The sequence below is a fragment of the Paenibacillus sp. FSL K6-2441 genome (genome assembly GCF_037964765.1).
Lineage (GTDB): Bacteria > Bacillota > Bacilli > Paenibacillales > Paenibacillaceae > Fontibacillus > Fontibacillus phoenicis.
This window is the reverse complement of sequence record NZ_CP150174.1, coordinates 2,438,002-2,459,423: the sequence shown is the minus strand read 5'-3', so window position 1 is coordinate 2,459,423 and position 21,422 is coordinate 2,438,002. Positions and strand designations below refer to the sequence as shown.

At 52.4% G+C, this 21,422-nt stretch carries 15 protein-coding genes and 1 pseudogene; all 16 read left to right on the top strand.

Features of this window, described 5'->3' with window-relative positions; translation table 11 throughout:
* Positions 1-37 precede the first annotated feature (37 nt).
* The 16 genes and pseudogenes from NSQ80_RS11135 to NSQ80_RS11060 all read left to right on the top strand — a co-directional run bounded on the left by NSQ80_RS11135 (position 38) and on the right by NSQ80_RS11060 (position 21,422).
* Positions 38-784: an ABC transporter permease gene (locus tag NSQ80_RS11135; protein ID WP_085982556.1), complete on the top strand. Its 747-nt coding sequence runs from the start codon at positions 38-40 to the stop codon at positions 782-784.
* Between the two features lie 273 nt (positions 785-1,057).
* A complete protein-coding gene (locus tag NSQ80_RS11130; protein WP_339299020.1) occupies positions 1,058-1,549 on the top strand; it encodes a hypothetical protein in 492 nt (163 codons plus the stop codon).
* Between the two features lie 179 nt (positions 1,550-1,728).
* Positions 1,729-3,093 (top strand): ISNCY family transposase, encoded by a 1,365-nt coding sequence (locus tag NSQ80_RS11125; protein WP_019007868.1) that lies wholly within the window; start codon positions 1,729-1,731, stop codon positions 3,091-3,093.
* A gap of 547 nt (positions 3,094-3,640) precedes the next feature.
* On the top strand, positions 3,641-4,636 hold the full coding sequence (locus NSQ80_RS11120) for an aromatic acid exporter family protein (protein WP_028540110.1): 996 nt from the start codon (positions 3,641-3,643) through the stop codon (positions 4,634-4,636).
* Between the two features lie 64 nt (positions 4,637-4,700).
* On the top strand, positions 4,701-5,246 hold the full coding sequence (gene cotE / locus NSQ80_RS11115; protein ID WP_016312022.1) for an outer spore coat protein CotE: 546 nt from the start codon (positions 4,701-4,703) through the stop codon (positions 5,244-5,246).
* Positions 5,247-5,391: 145 nt separating this feature from the next.
* Positions 5,392-6,912: a hypothetical protein gene (locus tag NSQ80_RS11110; protein WP_339299010.1), complete on the top strand. Its 1,521-nt coding sequence runs from the start codon at positions 5,392-5,394 to the stop codon at positions 6,910-6,912.
* Between the two features lie 74 nt (positions 6,913-6,986).
* Entirely contained in the window at positions 6,987-9,842 is a 2,856-nt protein-coding gene (gene mutS / locus NSQ80_RS11105; RefSeq protein ID WP_339299008.1) for a DNA mismatch repair protein MutS, read from the top strand.
* Between the two features lie 442 nt (positions 9,843-10,284).
* Positions 10,285-11,484: an IS4 family transposase gene (locus NSQ80_RS11100; protein ID WP_339299006.1), complete on the top strand. Its 1,200-nt coding sequence runs from the start codon at positions 10,285-10,287 to the stop codon at positions 11,482-11,484.
* Positions 11,485-11,752: 268 nt separating this feature from the next.
* Positions 11,753-13,846, top strand: a pseudogene (gene mutL / locus NSQ80_RS11095) (DNA mismatch repair endonuclease MutL).
* A 24-nt stretch (positions 13,847-13,870) separates the two neighbouring features.
* Entirely contained in the window at positions 13,871-14,656 is a 786-nt protein-coding gene (locus NSQ80_RS11090) for a class I SAM-dependent methyltransferase (protein ID WP_009226590.1), read from the top strand.
* Positions 14,640-15,614 (top strand): tRNA (adenosine(37)-N6)-dimethylallyltransferase MiaA, encoded by a 975-nt coding sequence (gene miaA / locus NSQ80_RS11085; protein ID WP_009226591.1) that lies wholly within the window; start codon positions 14,640-14,642, stop codon positions 15,612-15,614. Before NSQ80_RS11090 ends, miaA begins: the two co-directional genes overlap by 17 nt.
* Before the next feature lie 24 nt (positions 15,615-15,638).
* Positions 15,639-15,878, top strand: coding sequence for an RNA chaperone Hfq (hfq, locus tag NSQ80_RS11080; protein ID WP_260071896.1), 240 nt, complete (start codon positions 15,639-15,641; stop codon positions 15,876-15,878).
* Between the two features lie 359 nt (positions 15,879-16,237).
* Positions 16,238-18,853 carry a PBP1A family penicillin-binding protein gene (locus tag NSQ80_RS11075; RefSeq protein ID WP_339299000.1) on the top strand — a complete coding sequence of 872 codons (2,616 nt, stop codon included), beginning with the start codon at positions 16,238-16,240 and terminating at the stop codon, positions 18,851-18,853.
* Positions 18,854-19,079: 226 nt separating this feature from the next.
* On the top strand, positions 19,080-19,640 hold the full coding sequence (locus tag NSQ80_RS11070) for a DUF402 domain-containing protein (protein WP_036646385.1): 561 nt from the start codon (positions 19,080-19,082) through the stop codon (positions 19,638-19,640).
* Positions 19,641-19,643: 3 nt separating this feature from the next.
* Positions 19,644-20,330, top strand: a complete 687-nt coding sequence (locus NSQ80_RS11065; protein ID WP_009226595.1) for a YdcF family protein — start codon at positions 19,644-19,646, stop codon at positions 20,328-20,330.
* Positions 20,331-20,438: 108 nt separating this feature from the next.
* Positions 20,439-21,422: an AAA family ATPase gene (locus tag NSQ80_RS11060; protein ID WP_009226596.1), complete on the top strand. Its 984-nt coding sequence runs from the start codon at positions 20,439-20,441 to the stop codon at positions 21,420-21,422.

The window sequence follows — 21,422 nt, the reverse complement described above, 5'->3', positions numbered from 1 at the left end:
GGAGAAATGGCAACTGCACCGCAAGCGCAAGCGGCGGATGAGCAACTACGTGGTGGGCGTTCAGGCCTTGATCCTCGTGTTGTTCGTCGGACTTTGGGAACTCGCGGGCCGACTGCGATGGATCGATGTGCTGATCTTCAGTTACCCGTCCAAGGTTGGACAGCAGATTGTCAAAGATGCGGTCAGCGGGGAATTATGGCCGCATCTGGCGATGACGGTTGGGGAAACGGCAGTCGGTTTTCTGCTTGGGACGCTGATCGGCACCTTGTTGGCCGTCCTGATCTGGTGGTCGCCGTTTCTCTCCCGCGTACTGGACCCTTATATGGTCGTATTCAACAGCATGCCGAAGGTGGCGCTCGGCCCGATCTTTATCGTCCTGTTCGGCGCCGGCTTTACCGCCATCGTCGTTACGACGCTGTCGATCACCGTGATTGTAACCACCTTGGTCGTGTTCAACAGCTTCAATGAGGTGGACGCGAACTTGGTCAAGGTGATCCGCACGTTTGGCGGCACGCGGCGCGCCGTGTTTATGAAGGCGATTCTGCCCGCCTCGTTCCCCACCATCGTGTCTACGTTGAAGGTGAACGTAGGGATGGCCTGGGTCGGCGTCATCGTCGGGGAGTTCCTCGTTGCCAAAATCGGGCTCGGTTACCTGATCGTCTACGGGTTTCAAGTGTTTAACTTCACCCTGGTGCTGTCGAGCCTGGTCATCATCGCCATCGTGGCGACGGCGATGTATCAGTTGGTCGTCTATATCGAAAGGAAGCTGGTGAGGGAGCGGTAACGCTCCCTACAAGATTTCCCCATTATCAGGAAATCAAAAGTCAAAATAAGCGCACCGGGGGCTGGCATATGTTGAATTATCGCGTTAGGAACAAGTTCACTGGTCAATAAACAACTCAAAACTAAGAAAAAAGAGGGAAATATAGAAAAATATAAACTTCGGTTTCTTAAAAATGAAAAAAATGTAACCATCATAATTGGCTAATATTGTATGATATCTACACAAACCGTTTATTTACATAAATTTGAATTTTTTTCGGAGGTTTACAAGTCTGTGAAGAAAACAAAGGTATCAGCTGTTTGGATCGCATCGGCTTTGTTATCTCTTGCCCCGGTTGCATCTGCGTCTGAAAATGTTGCTCCGGTATCCGCTCAATCTGTGGTGTCATTGTCAGCTACGGAAGAAGTATCAAACATTAAACCTACAATTATTGATGACAACATGTTCTATCCAATGGATGCGCATCTCATTAATAATGTCACTCATACAGGTTCTTCGGCATATACTGGTAAATTTACTACAGCGCCCGAAAATGGTATCTATTTGAACGTTTGGGTTAAAAATAATGCTTCTTCATCTGTCTTTATTGATATCAGCCGTAATGGTCTGAAAATTACAGATGGTTATGAATTAAAGGGAGGAAGTCAAAAAACAATAAGCTTTGAAGATATGTTAGGTAATGGATTATCCGGAGATTGGGAAGTTTATATCTATAATAAAACTGGGGATAAATACAATCTTAATATCAATGCAAGACAGTTCTGATTCTAATTAGTTTCCCCTGAAAAAGTCAGGGTGTTTTGAGCATAATTAAAAGGAATTCAGCACCTCAAAATGGAAATTGTTATTGACGAGATAACAAAGTTCCACACCCCGAGGGAAGAATTCCTTTGCTATAGGAGTTCAACAGAAGCCCTCGGGAATCCTTCCAAGAGGTGAAGAAAATGTTGAAACTTCGAGACGAGCAATTGACCATCTGGGATGCCATTCTCCCGGAATCTGTTAGAAAGTTGCCGGTCGAGCTTGCAATCATAGATCAATTACTGGACGACGACCGTTTTCTTCAACCGTTTACTGAGTTGCACCCGAAAGGCAAGAAAAGCGGCCGTCCTACGCTTGCAATTGAAAAGTACATCCGTCTTATGGTCCTGAAGCATAAATACAATTTGGGCTACGAGTCACTCGTGAAGGAAGTCGGTGACAGCATCACATGGCGAATGTTCTGCCGGTTTGCCATCGACGAACCGATGCCCGACCCGTCTACGCTCATCTATGCCCGCAAACGCTACGGCGACAAGATCGTCGAAGACATCAATGCCGCACTCGTAAAGCAGTGTGAGGAAAAAGCCGTTCTGAAAACCCGCAAATTGCGCACGGATACGACGGTTGTGGAATCCGACATCCATCACCCGACAGACGCTACGCTGTTGCAAGATGGCGTAAAAGTCATCACTCGAACGATTCAGAAAATCCGGAAAGTCGCCTCCCACACTGTTCAAGGCTTTGAAGATCGTACGGCAGAAATCAAGGAAAAGATTCTGTCCATCGCGAAAGTTCTACGTCGCCGCACCCGTGAATCTTGGGAAGAAGTTGACCGGATCACTGGGAGCGTAATCGAAGTAGCCGAGAACGTTGTGAACAAGGCGCAAGCCGTTATCGAGAAACTGCAAGACAAGGGCAAAGCTGCTCTTCGACAAAGTAAAACCAAACTGACCGAGGCGGTCACGCTAACCGGCAAGTTGTTGGAACAAGCCAAACAGGTCGTTTCCGGCAATCGAATCATCGCAGATCGGATCGTCAGTTTCTTTGACCCGGAAGCAAGACCGATTAAGAAAGGTAAGCTGGCCAAAGGAACTGAGTTCGGCTACAAGGTGCGAATCGACGAGACGGAAAGCGGCTTTGTGACCGGCTACGCTGTCTACGAGGGGAACCCCTCGGATGATGAACTGCTCGTTCCCGCTGTACAGGCGCATATCAAGCAATTCGGCAAAGCGCCGCAAGCTGTAGCGACCGACCGCGGTTTCTCAAGCAAGAAGAACGAAACGGCCATTACCGAACTTGGTGTGAAGCGAGCTAGCTTGCCGCGAAAGGGCAAAAAAGGCATTGCCCGATCCGAGTACGAAAACGAATTATGGTTCAAAGACTTGCAGCGTTACCGTGCAGCTGGAGAAGCGAAGATTAGTCTTCTCAAGCGGAAGTACGGTTTGAACCGCAGCAGGTATCGGGGCTTTGTCGGCTCAAAATGCTGGGTCGGCTTCGGGATTCTGACCCACAACCTGCAAAGAGCGGCAAAAATGCTCCAAAACTAACATGGAAACCGATCATTAGGGAAAGTTCCCCCTCACAACCCAGCCAGCAACCCGAAACTATTTTTGAAAATCGACTTTTTCAGGAGCAACTAATTATTTAAGAAAACAGGAAGATCGCCCTATCCGGCCAGCTTGGTCAGGTAGTTGGCGATCTTCTTCTTTGCTGTCCTGTGCCAGGCATGTAGGGTCAGGCCCTTTTGCTTGTTCAGGTGCACTCCTCAAGCAAGGGACAGTCTTTGCAGCTCTTGGAGTCCGACTTGTGTTGACGTTACCCTGCCGGTCCGTGGTCGGTGATCAAAACGGCCTGCGACCATTCGAATTTCGAATGAGGATTTCACGGATCATTGTTGTGCAAGATCGCTTTGCAGCATGATCCCGTTCGATCAGATCAGGAGAAATGGGGAGAACCCTTACCGAAAGGGATCATCGTACAAAGCTTCCTCTTCCTTAGACAGCAAAGGTTGAGGGTGAAAGTGGGATTGTTTGGATTCCGAAAATCAAGTAGGATATTTTCATAGATCGGTTTCGACAAAAAGGATGGGATTCCATGGGGTTTCGGGTCATCAAAACGGCAATCGCCACGCTAATGGCAATATTTATTGCGGATGCCTTAGGGGTGCCTGGTGCCAATTCGGCGGGACTGCTGGCGATTTTAGGGGTCGACGTCACCCGCAAGCGCAGCCTGGCATCGATAACGGCACGTTTTTTTGCTTCAACTTTGGGGTTGTTGCTTGCTTTTGGCATCTTCTACTTCCTTGGGTTTCATATTTGGGTGCTGGCCATTTACATCCTCGTCGCTTTCCCATTGATCGCTCGCGCGGGCTTCAAGGAAGGGATTGTGACCAGCTCCGTTGTCGTGTTCCGCGTATTTAGCGGCGGGGAGATCTCCTGGCACGTGCTGTTAATCCAGGTGGAGCTGCTGATCATTGGGTTGGGTTCGGCCATGGTTGTCAATTTTCTGTACATGCCCAAAACGGAAGACAAGCTGCTGGAAACTCGGCGTGAGGTGGATGCTTTGTTTTCCGGCATATTTCAGGAGATTGCCGCTTCGTTGCGTGATCCCTACCGCTTATGGGATGGCAAGGAGATCACCGATGCGGCCCGAAAGATCGACGAGGGTTATGCGCTCGCGAAACGGGCAGCCGAGAACCAGATGATCTCGCCCAACGAGGCCTGGACGGCGTATTTTATCATGCGCAAAGAACAGTTAAGCCGGATCGAAGGGATGCTGGAGCTGATTTCGCAGGTGTACCATCGGATCCCGCAAGGCGAATTTGTGGCTGTATTGTTTGATCGGCTTAGCGTAGATGTGAATCAAGAGGAATATACGGGGATTACCGAGCAGATGCTCGCGGAGCTGGAGGAGGAGTTCAAGAAAATGGAAATGCCTTCAACCCGTGAGGAATTTGAAATGCGTTCAGCCATTTTGCAGTTATGCCGAGAACTTTCCTTATATCTAGCTGTCTCCAAAAAAAACAAGGCTCCCATTCCACGAATCGCGGAAAAACGGGGAGCAAAACGAAAACAGGCGTCAATAAAATAGTTGTCACCCTAGACGAATGTCCTGCATACACTTGTATTGAATGATGTATGGAGGAGGTTCTAACATGTCATTGAAATATCAAAGTAGAGAGATCATCACGAAAGCGATCTGCGGCAAAGGTCGTAAGTTCTCTACCGTAACACATACCGTGACTCCCCCTCATAAACCGTCGAGCATCCTGGGGGCCTGGATCATCAACCACCAGTACGAAGCGGTCGCAGCGGGAGACGGAATTGAAGTTATTGGTACTTACGATATTAACATCTGGTATTCGTACGACAAGAACTCGCAGACCGAGGTCGCTAAAGAAACGGTATCGTATGTTGAGAATGTACCGCTGAACTACTTGGATTCCAGACACCGTTCGTCGACGGTGGAAGTGTCCGCAGAAGCCACGCAGGAACCGAGCACCGTCGAAGCCACCGTATCGGGAGACGGCCGCGTATCCATTCGGGTGGAACGCGAATTCGCGGTGGAACTGGTTGCCGAAACGAAGTTGAACGTGCTGGTCGTGCCGAACAGCGGCATTGATGACAAGGACTACGATTTCGGCTCCGAGCTCGGCGATTATGAAGATTTGGATCCGGATCTCCTCGACGACGAACTGTAATTCGATCAGGAAGCAAGTAGGCAAAGGGGTAAGTATCAACAGTTTCAGTGTACACTGTAGCATATGCGGCAGGGGCGTCGTCGAAGAGGGCGGCTGCCCTCTTTTTGTTTTTATTTTTGAATAATACCTCTATCGAAGACGGGGGATGAACTCAGTGGTGAAGGATGAGCACCTCGTACTAAAAATGCGTCTGGGCTCCAGCACATTTAAAGCTCGGCTGCTGCAGGCGTTGGAACGTTTGGGCGGACCCTACCGGGTGTTGAAAGGACCGGAATCATCCAGCAGAGCGTTATTGCGTACATCTTCGAGTTTCGGCAGGAAGTCAGCGGGGGCAGGTGCCGCTTCGGGAAGGCGGCTCGTACGAACCGCTGCAGACGATTCCCAATGGATTTACTACGGACGTGAGGAAGCGTATTGGGGCGGCCGGGTCCAGGAAATCGTGTTGGGACGGCCGACACACTCGCTGGAAGACTGGCGGCGCCGGCTCGAAACCGCTGGGCTGAAGCCAACGCCTGAGGCAAGAACCGCTCAAACAGCTGCAAGCACTACTGCGTCATATCTCCGCCGCTATGCCGTTACGGTATTCCACTTGCGGGCCTGGGAGGTACGTCCGCTTGGTAAAGCGGGGCTAACGCTCCCGCTCTTGGGGGAAGCCTTGTCCCCGGAGTCACCGCTTTATAAACGCCTGAGGAACACGGCGGTTCGGGCGCTATACGCCGTGGGACTTGATTTTGGTGAAGTGGTGATCTCGGCCGGGGAAGAGGGGAAATTTACGGTGGATTCCATCACCCCGATCTCGGACCTCGGCAGCGCGGCAACCAAGGCCATTGCCCAGGCGATGCGAGTTACCCTGGAGGAACAGGAGAAGCTGCTGGACTCACCGACAGAGCGGTTGATTGGGATGGACCCCGAGTTTTTGCTGTTTGATCGTGCCCATGGGAAAGTGATTCCGGCTTCCCGTTACTTGCACTTTCATGGGGAAGCGGGCTGCGATGTGTTGCGATATCGCGGGCAGCGGTTATTTCCGCTGGCAGAGTTAAGGCCGCGCCCCGGCAAGGAACCGCGCGATGTTGTCGTTCATTTGCTGCACGCATTTCATGAAGCCCGAGCTTCCATCCAAGATCAAGGGCTGATCTGGCAGGCGGGGGCGATGCCGCAACGCGGTTTTCCGTTGGGCGGACACCTGCATTTCAGCGGAGTGTCGTTAACTCCGGAGTTGCTGCGGACGCTCGACAATTACCTGGCGCTGCCGCTGGCTCTACTGGAGGATCCCCGAAGTGCGCCACGTAGACCGAAGTACGGGTTTCTCGGCGATTTTCGGATCAAGGAGTACGGCGGCTTCGAATATCGCACCTTACCTAGCTTCCTAATCTCTCCGCTCGTCACCAAAGGGGTCGTGGCATTGGCGCGCTTCATTATCGAGCATGCGGATCGCTTAAAGGCACGACCGTTGGAGAAGGAGGCGGTTTGGACGGCGTTTTACACCGGCAGAAAGCAACCGCTTCGCGAAGCGTTACCCCGCCTGATTGCCGATATCCATGAAGTTCCCGACTATACGCGATATCAGGGATATATCGAACCTTTACTGAATGCCATTCAGTCCGGCTATGTCTGGGACGAATCTGCGGATATTCGCCCCGCCTGGAAATTGCAAAATCCTTCATAACCGGGTTGCCCTTTTCTGGTATAATAGGATTCTATGAAAGACCTGAATGCGCTTAGGTTAATTGGAGGGGAATCATGGCTACCTACACGCCGATGATTGAGCAGTATTTACGGATTAAGGCGGAAGCGCAGGACGCGTTTCTGTTTTTCCGGCTGGGCGATTTTTATGAAATGTTTTTTGAGGATGCAATCCTGGCTGCGAAGGAGCTTGAAATTACACTGACCGGGCGGGACGGGGGCGCCGAAGAGAAAATTCCGATGTGCGGTGTTCCCTACCATTCGGCAGACAATTATATTCATCGATTGATTGAAAAAGGGTACAAAGTCGCGATCTGTGAACAAATGGAGGACCCGTCGCAAACCAAAGGCATGGTGCGGCGCGAAATCGTCCGGGTCATCACTCCGGGGACGATTATGGAAGGGAAAACGGTCGGCGAGCGGACGAACAACTACATCGTATCGGTCACCGAACGGCAGGGGATGATGGCTCTGGCTGCCTGTGACCTGTCCACGGGGGAGCTGTACGCGACGTCGGCGCCGGCGAACAAAGAGTGGCTGCGCGACGAGATTGGCTTGTACGACCCGGCGGAAATCATCGGGGACAAGGAACTGCTGGATTGGATTGCGGGACAAGCTGCACCGCTCAGCAAGCCGGTCGTGTATACGCCTTGGGCGAAAGCGAAGGAAGACACGGCTCGCTCGTTGTTCGGCGAGGCGGAATGGATTCGCCTTGAGCCGGAGCGGCGTGACAATATCGCTGTCCTTGTCGGCTATTTAAGCGAGACGCAGAAGCGCTCGCTGGGACAACTTACAAAAATATCGGCTTATGAGCCGGAGCATTTTATGATCTTGGACCCGTTTACGCGACGGAATCTGGAATTGGTTGAAACAGTTCGCGAGCGTTCGAAAAAAGGATCGCTGCTGTGGCTGCTTGACCGCACGGAAACGTCAATGGGCTCCAGGCTGTTGCGGCGCTGGATCGACAAGCCGCTGCTGCAGAAGACGCGGATCGAGGAACGTCTGGAGGCAGTGGAGCATCTGCACAGCGCGTTTATTTTGCGCGAGGATTTGCGCGGCGCTTTGCAGGACATCTACGATCTAGAGCGGCTGGTGGGACGCGTCGCCTTCGGCAATGCGAACGGTCGGGATTTGGTCGCTCTCAAGACATCCCTGCTTCAGGTGCCGGCCATTAAGACGCTATGCGCGGATTCGTCATCGAACACGCTGCGTCGGATCGCTTCGACGATGGATGAGTGTGCGGATCTGGCCGACATGATTGATGCGGCGATTGCTGACGATCCGCCGGTGTCGGTGCGGGATGGAGGCCTGATCAAGGCCGGGTATCATACGCGATTGGACGAGCTTCGAGAGGCCAGCGTCAACGGAAAACGCTGGATTGCCGAGCTGGAAGCAGCTGAACGGCAAGCCACCGGGATCAAATCGCTGAAGATCGGCTACAACAAAGTGTTCGGATATTATATTGAAGTGACGCGGGCCAATCTGTCTCTACTCCCGGAAGGGCGGTATGAACGGAAGCAGACGCTGGCGAATGCCGAACGTTTTGTGACACCGGAGCTGAAGGAGAAGGAAGCGCTGATTCTCGAAGCCGAGGAGAAAATGGTTGATCTGGAATACACGTTATTTAACGAACTGCGTGAACGGATCGCCGCCGATATCCCTCGTCTGCAGAAGCTGGCCGAGCAAATTGCTGAAATCGATGTGCTGCGCTCGCTGGCGCAGGTGGCATCGGACAACAGCTTTGTGAAGCCGAAGCTGACCGACGGCTACGATTTCATTGTGGAGCAAGGCCGGCATCCGGTGGTGGAAGCGGTGATGAAGGATACAGCATTTATCGCCAACAGTACGGAGCTCCGCAAGGACGAGGCGAGCATCCTGCTGATCACGGGTCCTAATATGGCTGGAAAGAGCACGTATATGCGGCAGGTCGCGCTGATTTCGATCCTGGCGCAAATCGGCAGCTTTGTGCCGGCGTCCAAAGCGGAGATTCCGCTGGTCGACCGCATTTTCACGCGGATTGGGGCAGCAGACGATCTGATTGGCGGGCAAAGCACCTTTATGGTGGAGATGGCCGATATTCAGATCATGACGGAAAAGGCCACCCCGCGCAGCTTGATCATCATCGACGAGCTGGGCCGGGGCACCTCGACCAGCGAAGGGATGGCGATTGCGCAGGCCGTGATCGAATACGTCCACGACCGGATTGGCTGCAAGGCGCTGGTGTCGACGCATTTCCATGAGCTGGCTTACCTGGAGCACAGCCTTCGCGGGCTGAATAACTACAGCATGGCGGTGCAGGAAAGCGGCGACAAGGTGCACTTCCTGCGCAAATTGATCCCCGGCGCGGCCGACACCAGCTACGGCATCTACTGCGCGCGGCTGGCCGGCCTGCCGGATGAGATCATCGGCCGGGCGTACGGGCTGCTGAAAGAGCTGGAGGAGAAAAGTCCGTTGGCGGACGGGGGCAGCGTTGCGGTGGCTGGTTTAACCTCTGGGACAGCAACGGTGGATGTGGCTGCAACAGCCGCAGCTTCTTCGCAGGCGGCTCAGCCGCTTGTGACGAAGGAGCAGAACGATCAAGTTGTGCGAGTAACGGCAGCAGCTGCAGGAGCAGCTGTGGGTACGGCTTCAGCGGATGCTGCTGCAACTTCGGCAGCAACAGAGGCTGTGGCTGAGATGGAAGCTGCGGCTACGGCTGAGCCGCTTGCCGGTGAAGTTGGCCCGGTCGTACAGCTTTCGATGTTTGGCGACGATGAGCCGCTGGTTCAAGCAAAGCCAGCCGCTCAGGCGCCGGAAGATCCGGCAACACGTACGATCATTAACCTGATTAAAAATGCCGATTTGGTGAACATGACACCGCTGCAGGCTATGCAGCTGGTCAATGATCTGAAGATGAAGGCGAAGGATTTGTAAACGTACGGTAGGTACTAGGAAGTCAGTTACAGAACGGAACAGGGGCAACGTTGTACGATGATTTTGAGGAACCAAACGGTTTATGTATGATGATATCTATGCATGGGCACCACCACGGCTTGGGAAATTGTCCGCTCGGTGCCATTGTGTATGAAATTTCGAATAGAATGAAGTTCAGTTCCGCGGTTTTAGCGGAATGTATATGAAAAATCGAATAGATTGGAGCGAAATCCCGGACATGCCCCGGATTATGTATGAAATTTCGAATAGAAACGGCGATTTGGCACTAGCGTTGCATTAACTTTTCAAACGATATTTCAAATCAACAATTTACTAAATTTGCAAATTATAGGCTGGTTTTCATGTACAAAAATAAAGAAATCCCCTAATGTTGAGTTGATCCAAAGGTTATCCATCAACCTCTCAACAAAAGGAGATTTCTATGGATAACAGTACAAATTTAAGTGTCATATGTCAATGTCTACAAATGTTAAATATTAATTCTTCCCGAGATAGCGTTTTGGATTATCGTGCTCGCAAGCTTTTTGTCGGTTCTTCCCTACTGCTGTTCATTGAAGCCCAGTTACAGCAACGAGAGTCTTATGCTGAAATGTCCGAGCATCTTGAAGCCAATGAAGATTTTCAAGCGATACTTGGTGGACTTGAAAGCATAAGCCCATCCCAACTCTCGCGGAAAATGAAGAAGCTTCCCCTAGAGAACCTTCACCTGCTTTTCATGCAAGTAACGAGACAAATCCAACAACTAACGGAGAGTAAGCCAGGAATCACGACTAAGATCGGAAAGCTCGCGATCATGGATTCTACTCAAATCACCTTGCCAGCGATTCTTTCCAAATGGGCTTACTGCTCTGCATCCAATCACGGCGTGAAAATGCACACTTCACTTCTAGTCGTCGACGCGAAGACGATGGTTCCAGATAAAATCATCGCCTCAACCAAAGATGTCGCAGACCACGAAGTTGCCCCAAACTTTACGGTCGATAAAGAAGTGACCTATGTGATGGACCGAGGCTATCAGGTGCACAAGCATTTTCAAGCCTGGGTGGACCAAGGGATGAAGTTTGTGGCTCGGGTTAAGGATAATACCCGATTGACGATCCTCAAGGAACGGGCTCTTCCCAAGCGGGGAGATTTCATTCGGGATGCGGATGTAACTCTGCCAGGGCAGCAAATGAAGTTGCGACTCATTGAGTTTCAGGATCAGCAAGGTCGTTTATATCGCCTTGTGACAAGTCGCATGGATTTGTCCGTGCACCAAATTGCAGATGTATATCGGCATCGTTGGCAAATCGAGCTATTCTTTAAATGGATTAAGCAACACCTCCGTTTAGTGAAGCCTCATGGGTACACCGCAGAAGCCATCTGGAACCAGATGTATATCGCGTTGATATCCTATGCTCTGTGCCTGTTGCTACGCCTGAAGCTAGAGTGCAAGCAAACCGTTTGGCAGTTACTTCGATTGATTCGACTCTATGCCGATCGGTCATGGACTAGGCTGCATGAAGCCTTATTCAAAAAGCCCACACGGAGCTCAAAAGGACGAACGAAGCGAAACGGTCGGCCCCCCAAGCAGGCGAACAAATCGATGAAGCCACGAATCATTGTAGAAGTATTGAACTAAATACTTAAATTTTAAAAAATGGGTAACGTGCGGGTCTAATCCCCTCTAAACTTTTTCAAATTTAAGCAAAGTGCGTCTGTAAAATATATACTAATCCGGTTTGTATATACTATATCGTTGTTCTGTATTTGTCTGAATCAAAGCAGAAAGAAGTCTTAATGCAACGCTAGTGGCGATTTGGTCGTTTTTTTCGGGAATATATATGAAATTTCATATAGATTTGTCCAGATTTCGTAAGATCGGTCAAACAAGGAGGGAGGGAATAGCTATGGCAAAAATCGCAATATTAGACGAGCATATCGCTAACCAGATTGCCGCTGGGGAAGTGGTCGAGCGCCCGGCTTCGGTGGTCAAGGAGCTGGTGGAGAACGCCATTGACGCAGGGGCTACCAAAATCGAGGTCGCCGTTGAAGAGGGTGGAATGCAGCTGATCCGCGTGACCGACAACGGCTCGGGGATTGAACCGGAGGATTGTGAAACAGCGTTTTACCGCCATGCGACAAGTAAAATTACCTCTGGACGCGACCTGTTCCAGATCCGGAGCCTCGGGTTCCGCGGTGAAGCCTTACCCAGTATCGCGGCGGTCGCCAAGGTTCGGCTGGTCTCTTCAAGCAACGATTCCGGGCTCGGGCGGGTGATTGAAATCGAAGGCGGCTCGTTGAACTCAATGAGGACATCGCTGCCCCGCAAGGAACGGATATTGTGGTCAAGGAATTATTTTACAATACACCGGCAAGGCTGAAGTATATGAAGACGATCCAGACCGAGCTGGGGCATATCTCTGATACGATGTATCGTCAGGCGCTGGCTCATCCTGAGATTGCTTTTACGTTGCGGCATAACGGCAATACGTTGCTGCAAAGCCCGGGAGGCGGCGATCTGCTGCAGGTCATTGCGGCCGTCTATGGCGTGAATGCCTCCAAAGGAATGGTGCCGATTGAAGCGGAGGATCTGGATTACCGGGTGACGGGGTATATTGGGCGTCCGGATTTGGCGCGGTCCAGTCGCTCGGGCATGTCGACGATTGTGAACGGCCGGTATATCCGGAATCAAGGGCTTCATCAGGCGATTTTGCGCGCGTATCACACGCTGTTGCCGATTAATCGGTATCCGCTAGTGGTGCTCATGCTGGAGATGCACCCATCCTTGGTTGACGTGAATGCATCCGTCCAAGCTGGAGGTGCGCTTCAGCAAGGAGCCGGAGCTGAACAGTTTTGTGGAGAACAGCGTGCGCGCTGTGCTGTCCGGGCAGGTGCTGATCCCGCAAGTCGTGCGTCAGACGATCGGGAAAGGCCCGAACCGCTCCGTGATCCAGGAGCAGTTCCACTTCCTCGCGCCGCCTCTAGGCACGGAGGAGGGCGCTTCCGCCGCCGGCCAGACGGCTGCGGCGGCGGAAAGCACGCTCCGGCCGCCGGGCAGCGGCGGCGTGGAGCGTGGCGCAGCCCCGCGGTCCGCGGGCGCGCGGTCCGCGGGCGCGGACCGCGGCTGGGCCGGGGCGCCTGCAAGCGGCGCCCCGATGAGCGGCGCACCCAGCGCAGCTGGTGCGCCTGTTGACGGCGGCGCGCTGCCGCGCAGCGCCGCCTATCCCCCCGCAGCGGCCGATGGCCTGACGCTGCGGGAGCGGGGCGCCGGCGCCGGCACGTACGGCGCCGCGCCAAGCTCGGCCAAGCCGCAAGGCAGGCTTGGCCAACCTAACGCCGCCACCTATGGGGGTGGCGAGCGGCTGCAGGAGATGCCGGAAGCGTTGTACGGCTCGCCTGCGGCGGCGCCGGAGCTTCCGGCGTTTCCCGAGCTGTCCTTGATCGGACAGCATCACGGGACCTACCTGATCGCCCAAAACTATCAGGGGCTCTATATCATTGACCAGCATGCCGCCCATGAACGCGTAAATTACGAGTACTATTACGAGAAGTTTGGGCGGCCGGCCGATGCTTCACAAGAGCTGCTTATTCCGATTACGTTGGAATTTACCCCATCGGACAGCGCGAAGCTGCAGGAGCGGCTGCACTGGTTCGAACAGGTGGGGGTTGTACTTGAGCATTTCGGAGGCGGTACCTTCCGCGTGGTGGCGCATCCGTACTGGTTCCCGCAAGGAGAAGAAGCAAGCATTATTGAAGAAATGGCCGAATGGGTGCTGAACGAACGGGCCATTGACCTGGCCAAGCTGCGTGAAGCTTCATCCACGATGGTCTCGTGTAAAGCTTCGATCAAGGCGAACCAGAAGCTGACGCCGGAAGAGGCAAACACGCTGCTTCGCCGACTGGCTGCCTGCAAACAGCCATATACCTGCCCGCACGGGCGGCCGATCATTGTTTCCTTCTCTACGTACGATTTGGAGAAGCTGTTCAAGCGGGTCATGTAACCAACGCAAACGGAGGAATTCATCATGTTAATTACCACGGGAGACCATGAATCACCCGCTGCCGTACGCCGCGCACAAGAACTGGCCCAGCTGGCCCGCGTTCCGTATATCCCGCGCAGCGGGACCTCACTGGCTCGGTTGGCCGAACGCCATGGCGACAGCGATATTCTGGTGGTCCTGGAGCAAGGCGCCCGTCTGCATCGAACTGGCCGAGAGACGATGACGTTTCACCCCAGCATGGCGTTTGTCCGGGCCAAACGGCTGTTTAAAGGAGAAAACGATGCGATGCTGGATGCGGCCGGTGTGGTACCGGGCGATGTCATCATCGATGGTACGGCAGGACTTGGGGCAGATGCGATGATCTTTTCGATTGCCGCAGGGGCTGACGGTAAAGTGCTGGCCTTGGAGGATTCCTTGCCGCTTTGGGCCTTGCTGTACGAGGGGCTGAAGCACTACGTCTCCGGTCTGCCGGCTTTTGACGAAGCGTTGCGGCGGATCGAACCGATACATACGAACCACTTGAACGCGCTTCGGGCGATGCCCGACAAGAGCGCAGATATCGTCTACTTCGACCCGATGTTTCGCGATCCGATCACGGAATCGTCGTCCATTTCACCGCTGCGAGCGTTTGCGAATCCAAATCAACTTGATCCGGAGGCGGTGAAGGAGGCTTGCCGGGTTGCTCGAAAAGCGGTAGTGCTGAAAGAGAAGCGCGGGAGCAGCGAATTTGATCGACTGGGGTTTCAGGCGATCAACCGCTCCCACACCAAAATTGCCTATGGAGTGATTTCGCTTGACCCGAAACGATAAACCGAAACTGCTTGTGCTGCTCGGCCCAACGGCGGTCGGCAAAACGAAGCTTAGCATCGAGCTGGCGCGGGACCTGTCTTGCGAAATTATTTCCGGCGATTCCATGCAGGTCTACCGGGGAATGGACATCGGCACCGCTAAAATCACCAAGGAAGAAATGGGCGGCATTCCGCATCATCTCATCGATGTGCTGGATCCCGACGAACCGTTCTCCGTCGCATTATTTCAGGAGTGGTGCCGCAAGCTGATCCCGGAGATTACCGAACGCGGGCATTTGCCCTTTATCGTTGGCGGGACGGGGCTCTACATTGAATCGGTCTGTTATGAGTTTCAATTTACGGAAGCGGGGGCAGATGAAGAATTTCGTGCTCAGCAGCAAGCGTTCGCTGAAACTCACGGGGTCGAAGCGTTGCACGCCAAATTGGCGGAGGTCGATCCCAAATCTGCAGAACGTCTGCATCCGAATGATGTGCGTCGGGTGATTCGGGCGTTGGAGATTTTTCATATCACGGGGGAGACCTTATCGTCCCAGCTGGAGAAACAGCAGAAGCAATCCCCTTACGAGCTTTGCCTCATCGGTTTGACAATGGACCGCCAAATGCTTTATAACCGTATTGAACGGCGAATTGACGAGATGCTGCGGCTTGGCCTTGTGGATGAAGTTCGCGGACTCCTGCAGAAAGGATACAGCCGCGATTCCGTTTCGATGCAAGGTCTGGGGTATAAAGAAATTGTTGAACATCTGGTGGACGGCGTTCCGTTGGATGCTGCGGTCGAGAAGTTGAAACGGGATACGCGCCGCTTTGCCAAGAGACAGCTTTCCTGGTTCCGCCATATGAAGGATATCCAATGGATTGACGTCGGCGACGGCGAAAATTTTTCCGAGATTTTGGCGTCAGCGCATGCTATAATAGCAGGAAAGTTTCCCGCTGATCTTGAATATAATTCTAAACACTAATTGATTCCTATTGGGGGTACGGCTATGAATAAGACCATTAACATCCAGGATACATTTTTGAACCAATTACGGAAAGAGAGCATCCCGGTCACCGTATTTTTGACGAACGGCTTCCAGATCAGAGGGACGATTAAAGCATTTGACAACTTCACGATCGTCATTGACAGCGATGGCCGCCAGCAAATGGTGTACAAGCACGCGATCTCGACGTTCCAGCCGCTGCGGAATGTATCGCTCATGCAGGAATCGCAAAACGAGGATTAAATCAGGCTGAAACTTTTTGAACTTCAATACGTTAAGAGTATAGGATGAAGATGGAGCAACCTGAACCAAGGTTGTTCTTTTCTTTCCAGGCACTTTTAAGCCAGGAGCTTAGGACCTGCCGAAGTCGTTCGGTCAGGTGATGTTCAAAAATCACTCTGCTGTCATCGATTCCATCATCGAACGAACGCTTGTGCGGTGATATGATAGGTTCAAAGCGGAAGGCCCTGCGCCTTACGCCGCTGAACTCTGGGCGTGGTTGGTAACTTCCATTCACGCACATGATAGAGAGAACAACCGCATGTGGCCGATTTTTGAACATCGACTTAAGCGAAATGGCAGGAAGGGAGTCAGAACAAACCATGTCTAGCCAACGCCCATCCAGGCTGCAAAGAAGCGGCAAGCCGGACAAAAAGAACAAAGCGCCGAAAGCTCATAAAAAGAGAAAGCTGACGGCCAAACGCGTGTTATGGACTTCATTTTTTACGATTGCTTTTGCGGTTTTCTGCGCAATTGCAGGCTATATGTACATTACGGTCAGCGGCGAGAAGATCCTGATGCAAAATGAGGACAAGCTGATGGTTTACGAAACGACGAAGGTCTATGACCGCAACGGGGTACTGATGGGCGAATTGTCCATCGACAAAAGCGAACCCGTGGAATCAGACCAGATTCCGGAGCTGCTGAAGCAAGCGTTCGTGGCAACGGAAGACCGTCGTTTCTTCGATCATAAGGGTGTGGATTTATGGTCGATCGGCCGGGCGGCTGTGAAAGATATCGTGGCCCGCTCCCTGGTTGAAGGCGGCAGTACGATCACCCAGCAGCTGGCCAAGAACATTTTCTTGAGCGCGGACAAAACGTTCTTCCGGAAGGCGACGGAAATGTCGATTGCCTTGGCCTTGGAACGCCACAGAACGAAGGATGAAATCCTGACCTTATATTTGAACCGGATCAATTTCGGTGGTACGGTATATGGAATCAAGGCAGCATCGATTCGTTATTTCGGCAAAAGCGATTTGAATAAACTCGACTTGTGGGAAATGGCTACGTTAGCGGCGATGCCGAAGGGACCGTCCCGATACAATCCGCTCAAAAACCCTGAACTGTCCAAGGAACGTCGCGCAGTGGTACTCGAGCTGATGTATCAGGAAGGATATATTACGGCAGAGCAACGGGACGAAGCTAAGGCGGTGGATTACAACTACGAGCCGCCGGCCACCAATCAAAGCTATCTCGCCTTTAAAGACTATGTCGTGGAAGAAGCCGAGGAGAAATTTGGGTTAACCGAAGACGAATTGAACCGCGGCGGCTACAAGATCTACACGACGATGGATGCGAAAGCGCAGAAAGCGTTGGAGAAAGCCTTCGCCAATGATGATTATTTTGAGAAGAGCAAGGATGACCAACAAGTCCAAGCTTCTATGGTTATCATGAACCACCAAAATGGCAGTCTCGTCGCATTGCTGGGCGGCCGGGATTACCAGCGTAAAGGGTTCAGCCGGCTGGACAGCCGCCGTCAACCGGGCTCGGCGTTTAAGCCGATCGTATCGTATGCGCCGGCTCTGGAATCCGGCAAATTTACGCCAAACTCGCAGATCAGCAATGAGAAGCAGTGCTTTGGCGACTATTGCCCAACGAACCTGCATGGATATTCCAAGACGATCAACATGACTGATGCTTTGACGAAGTCCGAGAATATCCCAGCCGTCTGGTTGCTGAACGAAATTGGCGTAAGCACCGGGGTCAAATATGCCGAGGCGATGGGGATTAAAATGGACAAAAATGACCGCAACTTGGCCATCGCACTGGGCGGTTTAACCTACGGTACGAACACGCTCGAAATGGCCGGTGCCTACAGCGTATTCGCCAATGGCGGTCTGTACAATCAGCCATACTCGATCAAATCGATTGTTGACCACAACGGCGTGGAGAAATATAAATACAATGCGCCTAAGCCAAAACGGGTCATCAGTGAACAAACGGCTTATTACATGACCACGATGTTGCAAAACGTCGTTAACGACGGTACCGGGAAACGAGCTAAATTGGATCGCCCGGTTGCCGGTAAGACAGGGACAACGCAACACGGGATCCCGGGGCTGAAGAGCAGCAAAAACCGTGATGTCTGGTTTGTCGGTTATACACCGGAGTGGACCGGGGCTGTCTGGATGGGGTACGATAAGCCGGACAAAGATCATTTGCTGAACGGAAGCAGCGGCCAGACCGCGGCCTTGTTTGCCGCCGTCATGAAGGAAGCGCTGAAGGGTGAGCCTGTGAAGCCGTTCCCGGTTCCGAAGAACCTGCAGCCGGAAGAGCCGGAGGAGCCAGAAATCGCAGCGCCAACAGGTTTAAATGCCTCCTATAATCCGGATACGGGAGCGGTATCCCTCAGCTGGACCGGCGTTGAAACCGCGGATGCGGTATATCGTATTTACCGCCGGGAAGCATCCGAATCCAGCTTCACTCATATTATGGATTCCGTGACGACCGAGGCTGAAGATATCAGCGTCACGCCGGGTACCGGCTATGTGTATTACGTCACGGCGTATGATCCGGTAAATGCGGTGGAGAGCGAACCTTCGAACAATGCTCAAGTGCTGATCGACAGCGTGGAGCCGCCAACCGACGAAACGCCTGTTGGACCGGATCCAGGTACTCCTCTTGATCCTAATCTGCCCGACGGCGGAGGCGGAGATCAAGGGTTCCCGCCAGGCAACGGTCCAGGGAATGGTCCAGGGAATGGAAATGGCCATCACAATGGCGGAAATGGCAATGGGAACGGAAATGGTGGTCCGAATGGGAACAACGGTAACGGCCAAGGCAACGGGGGAGACAACACCGGAAACCCAATGGATGATTTGCCTATGGATGATGATGACGGAGGTGTGATCGTTCCACCGGCCGATGGCGGGGACGGAACCGGCAACACGGATATTCCAGCAGGAACTACGGATGGAACCGTAGGGGCTGGTGGATAACGGCTAGTCATCCCATGTTTATGTTCAAGCCAAACAACCCTCAGCTCTCGCATAGGCGTGACTGGGGGTTGTTTTTTCTGTTAAATCAAGAAACACTTCTGCAAAACACGATTAGTCTACCTTGGATATACGTTGACAGGCGTTCTTTTCATGGGAAAATGGCTTTTGTGACTCTCTTTCAAATATGGTAAGCTGTTATTACATTGTGTTGAAAGGGATCTTATTTATGAAGCGAAAATTCGGAGACCGTGCGAATTGGCGCCGTGTGACTCATCGTCAATTCAAATCCAAGTATGTGGAGAGCGATGAGTTTACGGGATATGTCACGCTATACAGTATTTTCGCCTTGCGTGATCCGTTATGGAAAACCTACGGGGGACATACTTTTCGGATCGCTGACAAGGGCTATACTTGGCTGCAGTACTATCCCAAAGGTGCCCATTTCGTTGTGACGGCGATGTTTGATGATCAAGGTGAGATCGTGGAGTGGTACATCGATGTTTGTAAGACCCAAGGCGTGACCGATCAGGGAGTGCCCTGGTTTGATGATTTGTACCTGGATATCGTCGTACTCAAAAATCGTGAAGTGTTCCTCTTGGATGAAGACGAACTGGACGAAGCTTTATCGAAAGGCCTTATATCGGTAAAAGACTATGATCTGGCAACGGAAACGGCCCAGCGATTACTTCATGACATTAAGGAACGGCGTTTCCCCTATTTCCGCCTGTCTCTAGATCATTACCAGAGCGGATTTATGACTTCGGAACCGAATCAATCGGGGGGATAAACCATGCGTAATGCCAAACCAAACGAAATCATACGGATGCCGATGCGGCCAAACCAGCGTAAAGGGCGCGTGAGGAAACGGATCTTCCGCTGGGGGCTGGTCGTGATTTCGCTGGGGATCGGATGGATGTTGTACGTACTAGCTCAGATCGGCAGCATCGAGCGGAATCCGGCGGCGAACTCCGATTTATCCGATCCGGCTGAGGTGGGCATCGTTCTGGGAGCAGCCCTCTGGGGGGACGAGCCGAGCCCGGGGCTTCGGGAGCGTTTGGATCAAAGCCTGAAGGATTACAAGGCGGGCAAATTTCAATGGTTTCTTCTGACCGGAGGGTTGGATACGGCAACCTCCCAATATACCGAAGCGGAAGGTATGGCGAACTACTTGGAACAGCATGGAGTTCCGCGGGAGAAGATGCTGCTTGAGAACAAGGCAACTAGTACCTATGAGAATCTTAAATTTAGCCAAGAGATCTTAAAGGAGCGGGGGTTTACCTCTGTATTGATCGTGACCCACACGTTTCACGGAAACCGTGCTTATGAAATCGCTCAAGCGTTAAATTACGAGCAACCCCGCTTGTCGTTAACTTCCTCTAAGGTGCTGAAGCCGCTTCCCAATACGTTCCGGGAGATTTTGGCGTATACGAAATGGAAGCTCGATCAATTAGGATTAGCCATCGGCCTGATCTCATGACAAAACTTCTAATAACGGACAGGGAGAGAGAATACATTTAGATGTGTGTTCCGTAGATTGGGATATATACTTTCTCTCAGCCCTACCCTTATAAAGAGGTGATTACCTATGTCTGGGCGTGTCATGGCCAGAAACGGCTCTTCCGATGAGAGACCGTCGCGTCAGATCAATGTGATTCTCCGCAATACCGAGCCGCCTGTCGTCTCGCAGGCCATTGCCGAGAGCGAACCTCAGGTGTCGGCCAAAGGTTTGCCGCAGCAAGGGATTTTTGCCGAAATCCAAAAGGAACTGGATCACCTGGTCGGCTTGGATCATATTAAAGAGTTAATGTACGAGATATATGCGCTTTTGCAAATCGCCTCGATGCGTTCGGAAGCGGGGTTGCTATCCAGCGCCCAAGTGTACCATATGGTGTTTAAAGGCAATCCGGGTACTGGAAAAACCACGGTGGCACGAATCGTCGCTAAAATGTTTCAACGGATGGGTGTGCTCAGTAAAGGGCATCTCATTGAAGTTGAGCGTGCTGATCTGGTTGGCGAATATATCGGCCATACGGCGCAGAAAACGCGCGACTTGGTCAAAAAAGCGCTTGGCGGCATTTTGTTCATCGATGAGGCGTACAGTTTGGCGCGCGGCGGAGAGAAGGACTTTGGCAAAGAAGCAATCGATACGTTGGTCAAAGCGATGGAGGATCACAAAAACCAATTTATCCTGATTCTTGCCGGATACTCGGATGAAATGGACTTCTTCCTGTCCACCAACCCGGGGCTGCCGTCCCGGTTCCCGATTCAGATGGATTTTCCGGATTATACGATCGACCAGCTGATTCAAATTGCCGAGGGGATGGCGAAAGAGCGGGATTATATCTTGATGCCGCAGGCGATACTCAAACTAAAGCAGCATTTATTGCGTGAAAAATGCGAAAGCGATCAGGTGTTCAGCAATGCCCGATATGTCCGCAACGTGATTGAACGGTCTGTTCGGCAGCAGGCGGTTCGGCTGCTGAATCAATATGGCGGCGGTTCCCCGGGCAAGCTGGAGCTGATGACCATTCGAACCGAAGACCTGAAGCTGGATGTGAAGAAAACGTAA